We start from the raw sequence: 18,448 nt of genomic DNA on the forward strand, positions 1-18,448 counted from the left end.
GCCCTATGAAAGCTCGCATTCTTGTTACCGGCGCGACCGGGTTTATCGGTCGTCACATCGTGGACGCGCTCGCCGCCAGCGACTGGGCGGAGCCTATCGCCGCGTCGCGCCGTCCGGGTGCAGGCGTGCGCGTGGTCGACGCGCTGTCGGCCACCTCGCTGGGCGAAGCACTCGCCGACGTCGACGGTGTGGTGAACTGCGTTGCCGGGTCGCCGGAAACGATTGTGGCGAATGCCCGCGCACTGCGTCAGGCACTGGACGCACGCAGCACGCCGCTGCCTGTCGTCTACTTCAGCTCGATGGCCGTGTACGGTGTGGCCGAGGGGCACGTCGACGAATCCGCTGCACTCGCAGGCGCAAGTCCCTACGGTATGGCCAAAGTGGAAGCCGAGCAGGCGCTGGCCGGCCTGCCGACGGTGACGATGTTGCGTCCGGGATGTGTGTATGGCGGCGGCAGCCCGCAATGGTCCGCACGCATCGCCGAACTGCTGCGCGCAGGCCGCCTCGGTGACCTCGGTGCCGCAGGCGACGCGCATAGCAACCTCGTGCACGTGGACGACGTCGTGAAGGTCGCGCTGAACGCGTTGCGCAACCCGGCATCAGGCGGTCACGCCTACAACCTCGCCATGACCGGCTCGCCGCGCTGGAACGAGTACTTCACCGCCTACGCGATGGCGCTGGGCGCAACGCCCGTGAAGCGCATTGGCGGACGACGTCTGAAGATCGAAACGAAGCTCGTCGCCCCGGCGCTCAAGATCGCCGAAATCGCGGGACGAAAGATCGGTGTGAAGGGACTACCTGCGCCGTTGCCGCCGTCGCTCGCGCGCCTTTGGCAGCAGGACATCGTGCTCGACGGCAGTCGTGCAGAAAAGACGTTCGACCTATCGTGGACGCCCTGGCGCGATGCGGTTCAGGCGGAAGCAGCACGCGACCGGTAAGACGGTCGCTACGACGCTGCGCACGGGCGGCGATCCGTCAATCAACGACGCGACAGTCGCCCCGCCGTCCACCGCCAGAGCGTCGCGAACGGCGACACGCCGAGCAACCGACGGGCGGCCCACGCGGCGGCCGCGCCGTTCACTGCAATCGCCAGCGACGCCGCGACCGACGCGCCGACACTGCCGCCCATCGGCGTGAGCGCCGCCAGTCCCACGAGCAACACCACGACCGACACCACGTTGATGCGCATCAGCGCGCGTGTGTGTGCCGTCATGCCGAGCAATTCGGGCATCGCAGTGAAACACGCGGCGGCGATCTGACCGAGCGCGAGCACGCGCAAAGCGCTCGCGCCATCATCGAACCCGTGACCGAACAGCCCCAGCAGGAACTGCGGAATGACGAGCATGCCGAGCGTAACCGGCAGCGCCAGACACAACACCAGCCCGATGGCCTGCGCTGCACTACGCTCCAGCCCCGGCAAATCCTGACGCGCGTAAAGACTGGCGAATCGCGGCGCGGCCATACCGGTCACGCCGCTGATCAGAATGTTGACGACCAGCGCCAGACGCCACGCCAGTGCAAACAGGCCGGTCTCGCGCGACGACGCCACGATCCCCAGCACGATGGCCGGTGCCGACGTGATCAGCAGCTTGGTGAGTTCGAGAGAGAAGAGCGACAAACCCGGCTTGAGCAAACCGGGAATCGCGCCATGCGGCTCGCCCGCAGGCACATCGCGCAGGAAACGGCGAAGCAGCACCGCGCCTACCAACGCAGCCACCGTGAAGCTTGCGGCCGTGAGGATCAGCGTGTTGACGACCGTGAGCTTGCCCGTCGCCACCAGCGGAATCGCTGCCACGCAGAAGACCGCAGGCCACAGCCACGAGTAGATCATCTGGCTGAAGCCCACGCGTTGCAATCCGGCGAGCGCACCGGCCACCGCCGCGCCCATGTTCTGCGGGATGAACGACAACGCGCCCAGCATGAGCGGCACGACAAGCTCCGGCTTCTTCAGGATGTCGTTGGCAAAGAGCGCCGCCCCACCGGCGAGCAGCACAGAGACGGCGGCCGACGCAATGAAAACGTGCGTCAGCGCGCGCCGGATCGTCGGACGCACGGCGGCGGACTCACCCGATGCGATGTCCATCGCCAACTGACGCGTGAGCGCCTGATCCATCCCGAGACGTCCGAAGCCGGCAAGCGCCACCATCGTACTGAAGACGATGTAAAAGTTACCGGTCTCGACAACACCCAGCGCCGCCGCAATCAGCAGGTGAAAGCCGTAGCGGCTCGGCAAATCCAGCAGCCGCACCCCGAGGCTGATCACGCTGCCGCGCAGCATTGAAGCTCCGGATTTCGCGGACTGCGCGGACTTGTTTGGCGTGTCTGACATCTCAGTTCACAGCTTTCCGAAGCACAAACAGCAGAATGCTCTGCGGCGACAGATCGGCGCGCAACGCGCTACCGGAATAGGTGACATCTGGCTGACGCGTCAGCTTGTTATCCGCCAGTTGCCAGACTTCGCCCGTGCCCGACGCCGCGAAATTGGCGAGTGAGACGCTGGCTTGTGCCGCGCGGTCGAGTTGCTTGTTGATGACGACGACGGTCAGCGCGCCGTCCTTCGGACGCACTGCCGCGAACGCCGATACCGTATCGGGATCGGGGACGGTGGCCGACACGCTGGTCGAGCCGAATTCGCCGCCATGACCGTCGTAATTGCGATACAGCTTGATCGCCTTGTAGACCGGCATCGACGGCTCAAGCGTGCCCCAGCGCGTCGCCATGTCCAGCTTCTCACGTCCGAAGATACCGAGGATGTCGGCCTGCGCCGTCGCCCCGTTCATGCGGGTATCCGCGCCCCAGTTGTACTCCGTGAGCGCGATGGGCGTGCCGGGGTAGTAATACGTATCGACCCACTGACGCATCATCGGAATCAACGCGACCACGCTGTTGATCCACGTCGGATCTTTGTAATTCGGATCCCACAGATTGCGCGTGGAGCGGTTGCGCATGAGCGCAATCTCGGTCGAGTTGCCGTCGGCTGGTTCCTCGTACTCTTTGCTCTGCGGGTAGAAGTGCAGACTGAAGATGTCGACCGGACGACCGGCTTTCTTCCATTGCGTGAGCAGCCACGGAATGTACGGCATGCCGCCCGTCTCGCTCAGCCGGTCCGGCGCTTGCGCGTAACCGTGCGTGACCGAATGCTGCTGGTCGAAGCCGCTGTACAGGTAGCCGTTCCAGCCCCACTCTTCCGGCGCGAGCACCTTGGCGCTCGGGTCCGCCGTCTTCACCGCACGCGAATACGCGATCACCTTGGCGGCGATCTCACTGGCGTGCGCGCCCGTCGGATGCGAATTGTTGTGGATCAACTGCCACAGACTCGGCTCGTTATCCATCGCGTAGTACTTCACGCCGCCCGCGCGCGCCGGGCCGAACTGCTGCACCAGCGCCGTCACACGAGCCTGCTGGCTTGCGGGATCGTCGGGCACGGTAGCGTCGTCCGGATCGTTTTTGACGAGCGTGCCGTCGCGCAGAATGCCGTTGCCCGCGTCAGTCATGCCGTCCACGTCGTGGTTCTGCTGCGGGCCGTATTTGGCGATGGAGAAGCTGGCCAGCCGGTCGCGTGAGCGCGAGAGCGTAGCCACGCGGCCAAGCATGGAGATCGTGATGATCGGCTGCGCACCGGCGGCCTGCGTCAGTGCGACGAAGCGGTCTCCGAACTGATCGTTGATGTCCGCCGGATTGACGGGCAGGCTCTCGTAATACCAATCGCGACCGGCGTTACGCGCGTCGAGCCGCCAGTTGTACGCCGACGCACTGTTGCCGCCCGAACGGTTCAGCGGGGCGCGCAGATCCTGCAGCATCGCCGTCGTACCGAAGTTGATGCCGTAGATCAGCGGGCTGATCGGGTGCCGGTTGGCCGCCGCGTCCACGGCGATCTCCACGGGAAGCGGGCCACCGGGCGTGGCTTGCGTGCACGCGGCGGACGACAGCATTACGCCCGCTGCCGCAAGCTGGATCAGACGGGGAACGACGCGGCAAAACGGGGAAGACTGGGAAGACGCACTACGGCGCGGCAACACGCGCATGGACACTCCGGGGGACGGCACGACGGTCGAAGCCACCCACACGCCACACGTAGACGAAGATCGCCAGAATCACGGCGGTCTCACCCGGGGCGAGCGTTGGCGGATAGAAGAAGGACACCAGCAGCACGAAGACCAGATAGTCGTACAGTGCACCGAGGAAATCGTCCTCGACTTCCGCACGCAAGCGCCGGTAGAAGAACAGTCCGCGCAACTGGAAACACAGAATGACGAACGCGCCGATCAGGCCGTACTCGAACACGATCCCGAGCCAGGTAATGTCGGCCAGGAAGAAGAAGTGGTGGAAATAAGTCGTCAGCGTGTCGCCGCTCGCCGGGCTGATCGTGCCCACGCCGAAAAGCCAGCGCAGCGAGTCGTTGCCGAGAAAGCGTGTCGCCAGCAGCGCCGAGATACGACGCGTATCGAAGCCAGTTTCCGCGTTGGCGCTGAAGATTGTCGCGAGATACCCCATCGAGAACACGCCCACCAGCACAATCGGGGCCACGAGCATCAGCCCGATGCGCGCACGCGGGCGCGCCCACACGAACGTGTTGATGACGAGCACGCCCATGATGCCGATGGCGAGCGCGCGCGACTTCACGATCAGCAGCGCCACCGCCAGACCGATCAGCACGCTGATCAGGTAGCCGACGTTGCGCTCGAAGAATGCACGGCGATAGCAGAAAAACAACAGAATGAACGGGAAGTACATCGACATCCGGATGCGATGCCCGCGACTGTCGCTCGTAAAAAACGGCGCTTGTCCGAAAACGTAGGTTTCCTTGTACCAGCTTGCCGGCACCAGCAGCCACATGAGAATCAGCGCGCCGACGATGACCGCACCGAGAATCACGAAACTGCGCCCCAGCTCTTGCAGCGTGGGCTTGAGCATGAGCAGCAGCGCGAGAAAGGAAAAGAAATACAGAATCGGCAACAACTTCACCTGCGCCGTCACGCTGGTGAAAAAACTTTCGTGGAAATAGATCACCGCCGCAAAGCTCGGCACCATCACGAGCCACGCGAAGCTCAGCAACACCTGACGCGTGATCGGAAAACGCGGCTGACTGCCGAGTCGCAGCACGAGCGGCAGCGTCAGAATCGGGAACGCTTTGGAGAGCGCCCACAGCGGATACAGCGCCGTGATGTAGTGGAACGTCTGGCCGAACAGCGGGAGCAGCGCCACGAGAATGCCGACGACGAACGTGCGCGGCAAGCCACCCGAGAAGACTTCCGGCAGATCGTCGGTCGTCTCGGTGACCACACCGGAGGCGGCGGGCTTCATTTCGAGAGAGGGCTGCGCAGCTGTCACGAAGCAGTTGAAATCGGTAAGTAGACTTGACGGGTTTGCATTGCGAACTCGACAACATCAGCCGTCGCGAACATCATGCGACGGCTGACGTCAGGCGATCAGAAGCTGCGAGCGCCGTTGATGTCGTAGTTGACGTTCTTGTTGAACGGCAGTGCCTTGTTGATGTACTGGTCGACCCACAGATCCACTTCGGCGATGGACGACTTCGGCACAAAGATAGTGTCGTTCGATTGCAGAACGATGTCCTGCGCCGGATCGCCTTGCTGCGTGAGTGTCTTGATGTCGACGGTACGCAACATCGGACGACCGTCCGGGCTGCGGCGAATCAGCACGACTTCACCGGTACGTGCGGTATCGAGCAAGCCTTGCGCGGTGATGATCGCCTGCATGACGCTCATGCCCGGCGTAAGTGCGAGTTCGCCCGGTTTGCCGACTTCACCGCCGACGAAGACGTGCGCAGCGGTTTGCGTGACGGCGACCATCGCCATCGCGTTGGCCGTCATGTGATTGTTCGCAAGCGCTCGGTTGACCGTATCGCCGAACTGCGCGAGTGTCTGGCCCGCCGCAGGCAGATTGCCCGCGAATGGCATCGCGACGGTGCCGTCAGGGGCAACACGGCCCTTGTAGTTGAGTTCGATGTTGAAGGGCAACACGACGGAAATGTCGTCGCCGGGCAACAACTTGTACGGACTCGGCGTGGCATCGACCCACGTCGCGAAGCGCTCAGGTTGTTGGTATTTCGTATCGACCCAGGTGTGGGAGCAGGCCGTCAGCGTCATCAGCGCCAGTACGCAGGCCGGGCGGAGCATATTCATGGGACAGACGGCACAAGGCCGAGGTGGTTTCACGGTTTGGACCGTACTCTAGTGCACTTCTGCCGTCTCGCCAAGCACGATAAATCGGCGTCGGATTTGGGATAATCGCGGTTTTAGGGGGACTTTACGGGGACTTTCTTGCGTAAGATATGCGCCTTGAAACCATCAACTATGGCCGGGCAACCTTTCCGCTTCTTGCATCCCTATGGCAATTACGACTAGAACAAGGCCTGACCGGCACGCCGCGGTCGTCGACGTGACGATCCGGGATTACCTCAACACACTTTTTTACTACCGCAAGATCGCGACGACGGTATTCCTCGCCATCGTGGCGCTCGGTGTGCTCATTGCGCTCTTCGTGCCGATTCCGTATCGCGCACAGGCCACGCTGCTCGTGCTCAATGCGGGGTATTACGACCAGACCAACAATCCGAACGGCGGCGTATCGCTGCAACCGCCACCGGGACAGCTGAACGGCGTGGAAGCGCAGATCCTGTCGAGTCCGGAACTGCATCGGGATGTCATTCTCTCGAAGCTCGGACCGGGTGCAACGGCCAGCGACATCGACCGCGAATTGCAGAACTTCGAGAAGCGTCTGCACATCGAGCAGAACGATCTCGCCAACACGATCACGCTGACGTATTCGGATACGGACCCGAAAGCCGCCGCCGATGCGCTGGCGCGCCTGCTCGACAAGTACTTCCGTCAGCGCGCGTCGATCTTCACGCAAGGTCGCGTCAATCTGCTTGTCAGCCAGCGTGACGACGTGGGCAAGCAACTCGATAAGGCCGACGCCGATCTGCTCGCGTTCCAGAAAAAACACGGCATCGTGAAGATCGACGATCAGACGTCGCGCGCCGTGCAGCTCGAATCGCAACTGGTGCAGCGCAAGCTCGAAACCGATGCGAAGCTCGCGCAGGACCGCAGCGAACTGAAGTCGTTGCAATCTTCGACGAAGGATGTCCGCAACACGATTCCGATCTACACGGACGATTCGGAAACCAGCCGCGCGATCAACATTCTGCAAGGCTCGCTGAGCGAACTCGAGAACAAGCGTGCGGACTTCGCGTCGCGCTACATGGCGACGTCGCCGTTCGTCGTGCAGCTCGACAAGCAGATCGCCGATATGCGCGCGAACATCGCGAAGCAGCGTCAGGAAATGATGACGGCGACGCGCATGGGGCATAACAACTACTTCGACGTCGTGCAGGAACGTCTGGCCGTGCTGAACGCCAGTATTGCCGGTGGCGTCGCACAGCAGACTGCGCTCGAAGCCCAGATCAAGGAAACGCGCGACAAGCTGCAAGGCATGAGCGACGTGTCGAGTCAGCTGAGCCAATTGCAGGCCCGTCGTGACATTCTTGCCGACAGCTTCAAGGAACGCTCGCGTCAGGTCGAACTCGCCCGCGTACAACAGGGCCAGGTCAGCCAGATCAACGGCACCAACGTGCGCGTGATTCAGGCGCCGTTCCCGCCGTCGCAACGCAGTGTCTCGGCCAGTCTGCTGATCGCCGCATCGATTGCCGCAGGCTTGCTGATCTCCGCGCTGACGGTGCTGATTCTGTCGAGCCTGCGCGAGACGTTCCTCAGCCCCGAACAGGTCGAACGTGCTTTGCTGTTGCCGGTGGTGAACGCCCCGGTGTTGCTGGGCGGCGACCGTCGCGGGGCGGCTGCCGCAGGCGCGGCAGGTGGCGCAGCCGGTGCTGGTGCGAACGTCGAAACGGCTTACGCGCGGCCCGCGCATCTGGCTTATGGCCGCATGATTGCCGCGATCAACAGCAGCACGGACGGTGCCGCCAAGGTCGTCATGGCGCTGTCCACGGGCAAGAACGACGGTCTCTCGTCCGTCATTCAGGGCCTGACCAGCGAACTCGAACATCGCTCCGGCAAACCGATCTTGATTCTCGACATCGCGTCCACGCCGGATTCGCCGATGTACGGCAAGCCGAATGCGCAGGGTCTGCTGGAGTGGCCGTCGAACGGTGGCAGCGGCACGGCCAGCGTCGAAGCCGTCAAGCCGACCGGCGCGGACGAATCGAGCGTGCTGGCCGACCTGACGTTCACACGTGTCGACCGTCACAATATTGTCGTGGCGCAGCCTCACAGTGGCGCGGTGCCGTCGTCGTGGCAACTGGTCACGCGTCTGTTCGACGCCCTGCGTGAGTCGCACGACTACATCGTGGTTCATGCACCGCCGTCGAGTCAGTCGTTCACCGGCATCGAAAATGCCCCGCTGGCCGACGCTACGGTGCTGGTCGTGCGCGCGGAAGCCACGCGCAAGCCGGTCATCGCCGGGCTCAAGGCACAGGTCGAGGACGCCGGCGGACGGTTGATCGGCGTGGCGCTCACGCATCGTCGCGGTTATATTCCGAGCTTCATCTACCGGTTCTTCTAGTCGTCGGTTCAGCCCAACATGCAACAAATCAGCGCGATTCTGCCGATCAAGACACGAGGACGACACTACGCCGACAACATCGGCCGGTGCGACATCCTGTTCTCGTCGCTGCGTCACTTCACGACGCCGTCGCTGTTCCATCGTTTCGTGATCATCGTGCCGCACGACGAAGTGGAGGAAGTGCGTGGCTACGCGAAAGCGTGGTCCGACTTCCCCATCGAAGTGATCGACGAATCGCTGTACATGGGCGCGTTCAACGAGTTCTCGCAGCGTCACCAGATTCGCAACTGGCACCGTCAGCAGATCATCAAGATCAATGCGCCGGAGTGGATCGAGACCGAGTACTTCCTGATCTTCGATCCGGACTGCTTCGCCACGCACAGCTTCGACTACGACTCGCTGATCGTCGACGGACGTGCGATTACGCACCTCAAGGGGCGCAGCGTCGAGCCGTACTACTGGGAAGCGTCGGCCAAATTGCTCGACGTCGACCCGCATCTGGATCGCGAAGGCGTGTGGTGGACGCCCGCCACGCTCTCGCGCTCGCTGTGCGTATCGTTGCAGGAGCGGCTCGAAGCCGTGAACGGCACCGACTGGAAACGCGTGCTGCTCGCGAACTACGCCATCGACTGGACGGAATACACGCTGTACTGGCTCAACGCCGAGCGTGCCGGACTGCTCGACAAGTACCACACGCAAGCCGTGCCTCCGCAGCGCACGCTGCACGCCGACGAGAGCGTGTGGTTCGCCGACAAGATGCAGGAGTGGGACGCCGCCCACTACTTCGCGCCCGAGAGCGACGGCCTGTTCGCCGTGGTTCAGAGCAACACGAAGATCCCGCTGGATCAGGTGGTTGCGAAGCTCTCGCCGTATTTCCCCATCAAGATTCAGCCGTACGACCGGCACGTCGATCCGGTGCTCAAGGGCGCCGAGCTATACTCCGCCGTGGTCCGCAAAGGACTGAAAATGGTCCGGAAGCTGCTGGGCAACGGAACGGGTATCAAGTGACCGGGGTAGGTTGATGGGCAGTCGCAAGACGGGTAATGGCGCGGGCAGTGCAGTAAGCGCAGCAGTGAGCAGCACCAAAGGCCGGATGGTCGGCATCGAGATTCTGCGTTTCTTCAGCGCGTTCGCGGTGCTGATCTGGCATTATCAGCATTTCTTCTTCCGCCCGGAGACGGCGTCCATCGGCGTCGTGCGCAGCGCCCTGCCGCTCTACTCGTTGCTGCACCCGTTCTACGATTTCGGATGGCTCGGCGTCAACGTCTTCTGGACGATCTCCGGCTTCATCTTCTTCAATCGCTATTTGTCGAAGATCGTTGCGCGCAAGGTCTCCGCTGGCCTGTTCTTCCTGAATCGTTTCTCGCGGTTGTATCCGTTGCATATCGTCACGCTCATCGCCGTGGCGCTCTTGCAGGCGTATTACGTGCGCGAGAACGCCGCATTCTTCGTCTACCCCTACAACACGCCGTACGATTTCTTCGTCAACGTGATCTTCGCGTCCGGCTGGCTCACGCCGTACACCGACTCCTTCAACGGCCCGGTGTGGAGTGTCTCAACGGAAATCGTGATTTACGTGGCGTTTTTCCTGCTCGCGCGGTTCTGTCGCATCGGGCTGGTATTGACGTTGTTGCTGATGTGCGCATCGGCGGCAGCGGGCGGATGGCTGATCCTTCAGCAGATCAAGGGCAGCGAATCGAACATCGTCTTCTGCGCCTTCTATTTCTTCATGGGCGGCGCAGTGCATCTGATCTACGAGCGGTGTCGCAACGTGATCGAGCAGCACCGTCATGCGACGGTCGTGCTGTGCTGTCTGGCCTATGTGGGGCTGATCGCGTTCTGCGCGGTCTTCGGCGGGACGAAATATCTGGCGGCGACGGTGATCGCACCGGTCTCCATCGTCCTGCTGCACGCGATCGAGCCGTGGATTCCCGAGCGGCTGGCACGGCCCATCGCCGAGCTGGGCAATACGACCTACTCCAGCTACCTCATCCACTTCCCGCTACAACTGGCAACGGTGATCGTGTTGCAGCGTCTGGGCATGTCGAGCGCGACCCTCGCCCTCAACCCGTGGTTCCTGGCGGCATATCTGATCGTGGTGTTCTCGCTCGCGCGCGGGGTGTTCCGCGTGTTCGAAGCGCCTGCGCAGACGTTCCTTCGGCGGCGTCTGGCGTGGATCGGCGGACGCCCGGCGACGAACACCACCCGCTAACGCTCAATGATGGTGATGATGCGACCAGAGCGGGTCCATCGAGTCGACGAACGACGCAACCGCGTCCTTGTCGCCCGTGGCGTGGCGCATCAGCTGGCCGCACTTGCACCAGCCCTGATAGGGCGTGATGTGAGAGCAGGCGGTCGTCTTCTGCAAGTACAGCGTGACGGGTTTGGCACACTTGGTGCACTTGAACTTGAGCGTCAGGGCAGGTTTGCTCATTAGAGAGACTCCGAAATGTGCGCAAAAGAAGGGTACGCAAAAAAGCCGGATGTCGTGAAGACACCCGGCTTTCTGTTTTGCATTACCGACGCTGTGCGAATCTGACGCCGGTCGACTTCGATGTGCCAATGTCACACCGCTGCCGTTGGATGGCGTCCCCTAGGGGATTCGAACCCCTGTACTCACCGTGAAAGGGTGATGTCCTAGGCCTCTAGACGAAGGGGACAAAAATCGTCATTCGTATGGTGGAGGTAAGCGGGATCGAACCGCTGACCTCTTGCATGCCATGCAAGCGCTCTCCCAGCTGAGCTATACCCCCACGCGAAGAGGCGTGACTATAGCGCATTTGGGGAAAACCCGCAACTCCTCTCGGTAACAGCCCCCGACAACTTACCTACATATCCCATACACGACGCCCGGCGAACTACCTATCAATTTAGATAGGATGTCGACGCATTTCATTGACGGAAAATCGTTAGTAATCCAGTATTCCGCGATCTCGCGTCCGTTAGTTGCGGATGCGTACCGGGGAGCACAACAATATGAAAGTCGGCGGGTTTCTCTTCCGTCTTGCTGTCGCTATTTCGACGGCATTCTCGATGACGTTTGCGGGGCAGACTCAGGCCCAGACGACGGACAAGACCGTCACCTTTGCAGGCGCAGCCTACGGCGGCGATGCCGCCAGCATCGACAAACGATTTCCCTATTCGCGCGCTTACGAAGCCAGCCTGAAGGCGACGGGCGACTCGCCCTACAAGCGTCTGCTGGCGGCCGTGAATCAGAATCCTGCGCAGCACTTCAAGCTGACCACGGGCCCAATCGATCAGCTCAAGGGGCGCGATCAGGCACTCGTTGTGTCGCTCGTCATCAATACCGAGACGGTCTCCGTCGAGCGCTTCGGCGCGATTCGCAAGCTCTTCGTACTGTTGCGCGGTCAGGTGCTGTTCTTCGACTTCAAGTCGATGACGGTGCTGCGCTCCTATCCCGTCAGCTTCGGCTATGTCGACAATCTCGACCATGAGCCGACGCGTGCCGAGGTCCTCGACCGGGTGCGCATGGTGTACGACGGCGCGAACGGCAAGCCCGGACTGTACGCGCGCTTCGCGTCGTCCGTTGCCGAGGCTCAGTTGCCGGATCAGGCCCCGCGCTACCTGCAAGTCACCCACGTCGACGTGACGCCCGAAGCTGCCGCTTTCCTGCCCGACTATCTGAAGGCGACGCCTGCCGCCGCCCAGACCTGGGTGGCGGACATGGTGAGCGAAGCCATTTCCACACGCATCGGCGTGCCGGTCGTGCCGTACTCGAAGGGCTACGCCATCGGCAACGTAATGTCGATGCAGATCATGGACGGCACCATCTACAACCTGAAGCTGCCGCAACCCGATTACGAAATCGATGTTTCGCTAAAGAACTTCAAGAAGATCAAGTACAGCGAGAACGCCGTCGGCACCGCGTACATCTACGGCAGCTATGCAGATGTCGCCATTCGCGAGCCGCTGACCGGCGCGACCTATCTCAACACGTCGCTCAAGAACGGCGAGGTGAAGCCAGTACCGGCGTCGCAAACGTGGGTGGACGACTTCCCCGCGTATTACGACTCCGTCAACGGACTGTTCGTGAAGCTGGCTGAATCGGTGGCCGGCAAAGACACGTCATGGGTGAAGTCCGCCGCTTCGGCGTCGGACATTTCGTCGCAAATCGACAAGACGATGGGACTGATGAAGCTATGCAAGTGATGAAGAAACTGATGCTCATGTTCGCTGCGGCAATGTTCGCAACGAGCGCAATGGCCCAGGTGCAGCAAGCCCGTGGCAAGGCGACCGTGACCTACGAGGGCTGGTCGATCTCGCGCGACGACAAGGCACGCGCCCTGTCGGCCGCGCAGTTGAAGGCCGTGGAGTTCTACTACGCCGAGGCTGGCGAAGCCGAGTCGGAGAACTTCGATGCGATTCGCCAGAAGATTCTCGCCGAGCCGGATCGCTACATTCTCGACTCGACGATCCTCGCCGAAGACGAGAACTCGGACAAGAAGCAATACACGGTGGCCGTGCGCGTCTCGCTCAACGTCGCCAATCTGCGCAACGCCGTGAAGTCCAACTCCGCCGTCGTCAAGGGCGGCCCGGCCGCGCGCTCGCCGCTCGCGTTCATCTTCGTGTCGCGCGAAGTCGGTACGTCGCGCGCCTACGACGACCGCGTGTACAAGCGCATCGACCGTAAAGCGGACGTGAATGCCCAGGTCAGCGCTTCCGAGCAAGGCGTCGAAGGCGAGAACATCCGCGGCAATTCGATTGGCACGAATGCGTCGACGAACTCGAAGCTCGCGGCATCGGTACATAGCTCGGCGTCGGTCGAGACCGGCGGCAGCACCACGCGTCGCGCTACCGATTCGACCTACCGCCTCATTCCGAGCGCCAACCTGTCGCAAGTCTTCACGTCGACCTTCGCCAAGGCAGGCTTCAAGGTCAACGAAGCGGCTTTGGTCGAGCCGTACACCGGCGGGCAGTTCAAGGTCGCCAACGTCGAGAACGACTACAAGAGCGGCATGGATCTGAAGCCTGCAACGCTCGCGTCGATGGTGGCTGGCATGCGCGTGGCGAAGATGGCTTACATCGCGCTGGGCACGCTTGACGTCGGCCTCGCCGACCGCGATCCGAACTCCGGCCTGATGCGCGTGGCCGTCACGGTCAACGCGAAACTGCTCGACATCGGTCAGACCATTCCCGACACCGTGGCGTCGGTCGGCCCCGTGCAGTACGCGGGCACCGGCCCGACGGAAGAAGAAGCGCGTACCAATGCGTTGCGTCTGGCGGCCAACAACGCTTCGCGCGAGTTGACGAGCCAGATCACCAATCTCAGCTTGCGTTAATTGCACCACTGACTAATCCGTTTCACTCATCCCCTGTGGAGAAGACGTTCATGAAGAAGATCATTGCCTGCGCCGTTGCAGCCGCATTCGTTGGTGTTTCGGGCGCGTCGTACGCCCAGCTCGGCGGCCTGACCAGCCTGGTCGGTGGCGGTAGCAAGTCGGACAGCTCGGTGGACCTGAGCGGCCAGCAAGCCGCACTCGTGAAGAACTACGTTGCCGCCAACATCGACGTGCTCAACGCGAACGCCAAGATGGGCGAAGCGCTGGGTCTGAAGACGCAAGCCGAGCAGGCCGCTGCTGTCGTGGCGCAACTGTCGTCGGGCTCGACCCAGGATAAGGATTCGGCATCGAAGGCCGTGAACGCTGTGGGCGACACGAGCGGCGCCATCGCAGCGAAGCTCAAGGAAAAGCCGGTGCTCGACGATGCTTCGAAGAAGACCTTCGCACAGGGCCTTGGCCACCTCGCGCTGGGCATGGTGCACTACGCTGGCATGCGTAACGACGTCACGTCGATGGGCACGAACATGAAGAGCGCATCGCCGATGGCGCTGACGTCGCTGGGCGGCGCGGCCTACGTCGTGTCGAACTTCCCGGGCTCGATGACCGAAGCTGGCAAGGCGCTCAAGAACGCCATCGACTTCGCGCGCAGCAACGGCATCGAAGTGCCGTCGGACGCCACGAAGGCCCTCGCCGCTCTGTAAGCACGGCAAGCCGACACCACACATAACAACGACATGATGCGTAAATCGCTCACGGGGGCCCTGGTGGCCCTCTTTTTTATGGCTGGCTGCTCCGAAAAGGCGGCTGACACTTCTCGGGCGCAAGCCCCTGCGTCGGCACCGTCCGCTGCCGCCCCGGTGCCGGACGTCGGCAAGGTCGAAACCGAAAAGGTGACGGCCTCGGGCTTCGGCGATACCGCCGGCGAAGCCACGACGGAAGCCATGAAACTCGCTCTATTGCAGGTCAACGGTGCGGTCGTGCAGGCGCAGAGCGTCGTCGCCAAGTACGGCCTCGACGTCAGCCTTGGTCAGGACTCGGCATCGCTACGCGCGAATGCCTTTGCCGAAGTCGTCGCACAACGTTCGGGCGGTGTGATTCAGCACCTGCGAGTGCTCAGCCTCGATGAACCCGGTGTACTCAACAAGCGCTTCAAGGCCACTATCGAAGCCGACATCGCGAAGTTCAAGCCGTCTGCCGACATGCAGAAGCTTAAGGTCGTCGTCGGTCCGGTGCTGTTTGCGCAGGATCGTCTGCCGATGGGCGACATAGCTGTGCCGTCGAGCGAAGTGGCGGCCGTGCTGCGTCAACGCGTGAGCGATGCGCTGGTGCAGACCGGACGCTTCGCCGTGCTCGATCGCGAGATGAGCCCGGAGATCGAGCATGAACTGGACATCATCGCGTCCGGGCAGGCCCCGAGCGCAGAACTGACGAAGCTCTCGCAGGCAGCCAGCGCCGATCTGGTGTGGAGCGCACGCGTGAGTGCGTTCAACTACACGCGCATGGCCCGCCAGCTGCGCACGAGCGATCGTCAGCTCGTGAGCTATTCGGGCGGCTGGGCACTTTCGCAAAAGATGGTGAACGTGGCGACGCGTCAGGTCACGGCGGCGGGTTCGCTGAGCAACACGATGCCTGCGACGGCCCCGACCACGCTGAGCAACGGTGTCGACAGCCAGCGCATTCTCACCGAGATGACCGATCAGGCCAGCAAGGCGATCGTGAGCGCGATTCTGCAATCGACGTTCCCGATCACGGTGCTCGCCCGCGACGGCACCAACGTGGTCGTCAGCCAGGGCGGTCAGGCGCTGCGCGAAGGCGGCCGTTACGCGATCGTGGCGATGGGCAACGAGTTCAAGGATCCGCAGACGGGGCAGAGCCTCGGCCGCACCGAGAACCCGTGCTGCGAGCTTGTCGTGGAGCGCGTGACGCAGAACCTGTCGTACGGCCATCTGGACAACGTGCGTGCCGGTCTGAACCTCGACACGCTGCCGATTGCCGGTCTTCAGGTACGCGGCGAGTTGGCAGGACGTCCTGCACAAGCGGCACAGCAAGCCGGGTCGCAGGCCGTTGCATCGGCCGGTCCGACGACGAAGAAGAAGTCCACGCCGTCGGCTGGGACTCAGGCAGCGCCTGCGCAGGACGATAAGTGGTAAGCGGTTAGTATTAGGCAGTGCATCGGTCGGTTTTGGGGCACTCGCCCTACAACCGACCGAGCATATCGAGCGTCTTCGGACCGCCTTCGATACTCGAAATCCGCAAGTCACGCACGAATCGCGACACTTCGCCCGGCCCTCGCCGACGGGGCGCTCTGGCTCCCGCGTCCGGTTGTCTGCGTTGGCCTGCCTTACAACAAGGTCGATCTCATGCGCGAGACGAAAGCGTCGATTCAATTCCCGAGATTCGAGCCAAACGGCGCAAAGCTGACGACCGAGCAAATCGCAATTCAAGTTGCGAGCGAGCCAATCTGTGTCGCCATGGCCAGCGCCGGCACAGGGAAGACAACGACGCTCGTTGCTCGCATAGGCGAAGCCCTCGCAAATGGCATTGCGCCGGAACAAATCCTCGCGCTGACCTTCACGACTACCGCTGCCAACGTATTACGCGAGCGCCTGCATACCTCCGGCATCCATCACGAACTCTATAAGAAGGCGCTGGATCGATATCGTGAACGGATACGCGTCTGCACATTTGACCAATATAGTCAGGACGTGCTGGACAGCCTCCCGTCGTTTAACGAACACGCCCGTAAGATTGCTCGCGACACCTATTTGGCGGGTCAGGTCGCTGACGCAATGGATGCTTTACGCGATGAGGTCGGACATCGCCATGCGCCAGGTGCTTTCGACGTCAACCATGTCAATGTCGGGCAGTGCATCGAGGCCATGCGCAAGCTCAAAGCTAGCGGCGCTCTCTTTGACGACATCGACGATGAAATGGTCGATGAGATGCTGGAACGCCTCGAAATCACGCGCGCGCAATACGCCATCACACAGGTGTATGAGCGAAATCGCATGGGGCCGAGCGACGAACCGCTTTTTCGTGATCGTTTCGACGCGGTATACGATCTGGCCCAGCTCATCAATCGCGGGAGCATAGCGCCGCAGTATTTCGCTCAACGACAGCTAATTGTCTGTGACGAACAGCACGACTTCAACGAAGCGTCATATCGCGTGCTACGTCATTTGCTTCGGATACTTGATTGTCGCTTCGTCGGCGTGGGTGACAAAGATCAGGTCATACACAGTGCAATGGGTGCAAGCGATGTCTACATGGGGGAACGTTTTCGAAGCGATTTCCTGGACGCGCAGCGCTACTCTCTCAAGCAAACGTTTCGCCACGGCCCTCATATCGCCTATCCCAGCGGGGTTTTCAAACAGAAGGCGATAGAGTCGTTCGAACGGCGCCACACGCCCATTGATCTGGCTTTCACCGACGGCACCCACGACGGCACGGCGCGCGCCGTGCTTGCAAATGTCCAGACCTGGCTTCAGAACAGGGATAAGCGCTCAACCTGTGCGGTGCTGCTGCGGGACTGGCATCAAAGTGCAGCCATTGAGGAGGCATTGTGGCGGGCGGAAATCCCGTGCACGTCTCCGAACAAAGAGGGTTTCCACTTTAGAGAAGAGATTCGCTTCGTACGTGCCGTTTTCGCGCTAGCGCTAGGCGCACAGGAAGAAATTGACGCGAACGAACGCCATTCCGTCGCAGGCGTGCTCGCAATCTTCGCAAACATCAGGCTAGTTCGAGAGCAGTACGCGATCATGCGCGAGCATCCCGAGATGCTCGAACAAATCAATACCAGATATTTGCTCGGCGCAAACCCCGGGACGCCAGCCGCAAACGTCGGCAAGCTGGTTCAGGAGCTGCGTGCCTGTGCATCGACGATCTCCGCTCGCGAAGCATTTCTACGCATTCGGCAGTCGATCAATTTCCCGGCGACCGCAAAGCGCTTATATCCTCGCCCATACGATGCGGACCTGGTAGAGCGTTCTCTACGTGCATTCGAATCGACGCTGCCTCAGGACGACACGCCTCTGCCCGTATATTTCGCGTCGATGATGGAACGTCTATCGACCAAACAACGCACTGGAGTCGACTCAGCAGTCATCATAGACACCGTGTCGAACATCAAAGGAAAGGAATACGATCATGTCGTCATTCCGTTCCTCGAACGTAACGAATTCCCCAATCCGCTCGTCCCGCTGGAAACGGAAAGGAATCTGTTTTACGTCGCGCTTACGAGAGCAAGATCTTCACTCACCCTCATTACGACAGCGGATACCTCCAGACAAAGCAGATTTTTAGAACAACTCGATCTATCGCACATGGGAGCCCTTGCCGACAGCGCGTTGATTCGCAACATGACAATGCCTCTGGACAGCCGACCGTCACGACAGTACCTGAGCGGCAATACGTACGAGTCGAGGAACGACCTCGCTGCGCTTGGTGCCAAATACGACGCCGCTCGGCGTCAGATTTACATCATGTCCGATATGGACCCAGGTCCCTTCTCGCAGTGGTTGAGATCGCCCGTCACGCGACGCGAGTAGAATCCGCAACGCGTATAGCTGGCGATCGTCGCCGCTTCCGCAGTTTTGACGGGACACACG

At 61.7% G+C, this 18,448-nt stretch carries 14 protein-coding genes and 2 tRNA genes; 9 read left to right on the plus strand and 7 right to left on the minus strand.

Annotated features, from left to right (window positions below; all coding sequences use genetic code 11):
• Positions 1 to 5 precede the first annotated feature (5 nt).
• Positions 6 to 938: an NAD-dependent epimerase/dehydratase family protein gene (locus tag PAN31117_RS24880; RefSeq protein ID WP_150740544.1), complete on the plus strand. Its 933-nt coding sequence runs from the start codon at positions 6 to 8 to the stop codon at positions 936 to 938.
• A 41-nt stretch (positions 939 to 979) separates the two neighbouring features.
• On the opposite strand, the gene PAN31117_RS24885 is transcribed toward PAN31117_RS24880, so the two are convergent.
• The 4 genes from PAN31117_RS24885 to PAN31117_RS24900 all read right to left on the minus strand — a co-directional run bounded on the left by PAN31117_RS24885 (position 980) and on the right by PAN31117_RS24900 (position 6,146).
• On the minus strand, positions 980 to 2,278 hold the full coding sequence (locus PAN31117_RS24885) for a lipopolysaccharide biosynthesis protein (protein WP_150740545.1): 1,299 nt from the start codon (positions 2,276 to 2,278) through the stop codon (positions 980 to 982).
• Positions 2,279 to 2,330: 52 nt separating this feature from the next.
• Positions 2,331 to 4,025, minus strand: a complete 1,695-nt coding sequence (locus tag PAN31117_RS24890) for a glycoside hydrolase family 44 protein (protein WP_246189251.1) — start codon at positions 4,023 to 4,025, stop codon at positions 2,331 to 2,333.
• Positions 4,003 to 5,304, minus strand: coding sequence for a hypothetical protein (locus PAN31117_RS24895; RefSeq protein ID WP_150740547.1), 1,302 nt, complete (start codon positions 5,302 to 5,304; stop codon positions 4,003 to 4,005). The genes PAN31117_RS24890 and PAN31117_RS24895 overlap by 23 nt, the downstream gene beginning before the upstream one ends.
• Before the next feature lie 125 nt (positions 5,305 to 5,429).
• Entirely contained in the window at positions 5,430 to 6,146 is a 717-nt protein-coding gene (locus tag PAN31117_RS24900; RefSeq protein WP_052652689.1) for a polysaccharide biosynthesis/export family protein, read from the minus strand.
• A 256-nt stretch (positions 6,147 to 6,402) separates the two neighbouring features.
• Between PAN31117_RS24900 and PAN31117_RS24905 the strand changes: the two genes are divergently transcribed.
• Genes PAN31117_RS24905 through PAN31117_RS24915 form a run of 3 tightly spaced genes read left to right on the plus strand, consistent with a single transcriptional unit; the run spans position 6,403 to position 10,753 of the window.
• Complete coding sequence (locus PAN31117_RS24905; RefSeq protein ID WP_174991108.1) at positions 6,403 to 8,541, plus strand: GumC family protein; 2,139 nt, start codon at positions 6,403 to 6,405, stop codon at positions 8,539 to 8,541.
• Between the two features lie 18 nt (positions 8,542 to 8,559).
• Positions 8,560 to 9,549 carry a DUF6492 family protein gene (locus tag PAN31117_RS24910; protein ID WP_150740549.1) on the plus strand — a complete coding sequence of 330 codons (990 nt, stop codon included), beginning with the start codon at positions 8,560 to 8,562 and terminating at the stop codon, positions 9,547 to 9,549.
• Positions 9,550 to 9,562: 13 nt separating this feature from the next.
• Positions 9,563 to 10,753, plus strand: coding sequence for an acyltransferase family protein (locus PAN31117_RS24915; protein WP_150740550.1), 1,191 nt, complete (start codon positions 9,563 to 9,565; stop codon positions 10,751 to 10,753).
• A 3-nt stretch (positions 10,754 to 10,756) separates the two neighbouring features.
• Here PAN31117_RS24915 and PAN31117_RS24920 read toward each other — a convergent pair whose 3' ends face one another.
• From PAN31117_RS24920 to PAN31117_RS24930, 3 genes are all read right to left on the minus strand, one after another.
• Complete coding sequence (locus tag PAN31117_RS24920) at positions 10,757 to 10,975, minus strand: hypothetical protein (RefSeq protein WP_104926784.1); 219 nt, start codon at positions 10,973 to 10,975, stop codon at positions 10,757 to 10,759.
• 150 nt (positions 10,976 to 11,125) lie between these two features.
• Positions 11,126 to 11,201: transfer RNA gene (locus PAN31117_RS24925), tRNA-Glu, on the minus strand.
• Between the two features lie 17 nt (positions 11,202 to 11,218).
• Positions 11,219 to 11,294: transfer RNA gene (locus PAN31117_RS24930), tRNA-Ala, on the minus strand.
• Positions 11,295 to 11,517: 223 nt separating this feature from the next.
• On the opposite strand from PAN31117_RS24930, the gene PAN31117_RS24935 reads away from it, so the two are divergent.
• The 5 genes from PAN31117_RS24935 (at position 11,518) to PAN31117_RS24955 (ending at position 18,388) form a co-directional block, all read left to right on the plus strand.
• The gene (locus PAN31117_RS24935; RefSeq protein ID WP_246189252.1) at positions 11,518 to 12,711 is read left to right on the plus strand and encodes a hypothetical protein; all 1,194 of its coding nucleotides are present in this window, start codon (positions 11,518 to 11,520) and stop codon (positions 12,709 to 12,711) included.
• Positions 12,711 to 13,841 carry a hypothetical protein gene (locus PAN31117_RS24940; RefSeq protein WP_246189256.1) on the plus strand — a complete coding sequence of 377 codons (1,131 nt, stop codon included), beginning with the start codon at positions 12,711 to 12,713 and terminating at the stop codon, positions 13,839 to 13,841. Before PAN31117_RS24935 ends, PAN31117_RS24940 begins: the two co-directional genes overlap by 1 nt.
• 50 nt (positions 13,842 to 13,891) lie before the next feature.
• Positions 13,892 to 14,542, plus strand: coding sequence for a hypothetical protein (locus tag PAN31117_RS24945; RefSeq protein ID WP_150740552.1), 651 nt, complete (start codon positions 13,892 to 13,894; stop codon positions 14,540 to 14,542).
• A gap of 78 nt (positions 14,543 to 14,620) precedes the next feature.
• A complete protein-coding gene (locus tag PAN31117_RS24950) occupies positions 14,621 to 15,991 on the plus strand; it encodes a CsgG/HfaB family protein (RefSeq protein ID WP_246189253.1) in 1,371 nt (456 codons plus the stop codon).
• Between the two features lie 210 nt (positions 15,992 to 16,201).
• On the plus strand, positions 16,202 to 18,388 hold the full coding sequence (locus PAN31117_RS24955; protein ID WP_150740553.1) for a UvrD-helicase domain-containing protein: 2,187 nt from the start codon (positions 16,202 to 16,204) through the stop codon (positions 18,386 to 18,388).
• Positions 18,389 to 18,448 lie beyond the last annotated feature (60 nt).

The sequence above is a fragment of the Pandoraea anapnoica genome (assembly GCF_902459765.1).
In the GTDB taxonomy this organism is placed as follows: domain Bacteria; phylum Pseudomonadota; class Gammaproteobacteria; order Burkholderiales; family Burkholderiaceae; genus Pandoraea; species Pandoraea anapnoica.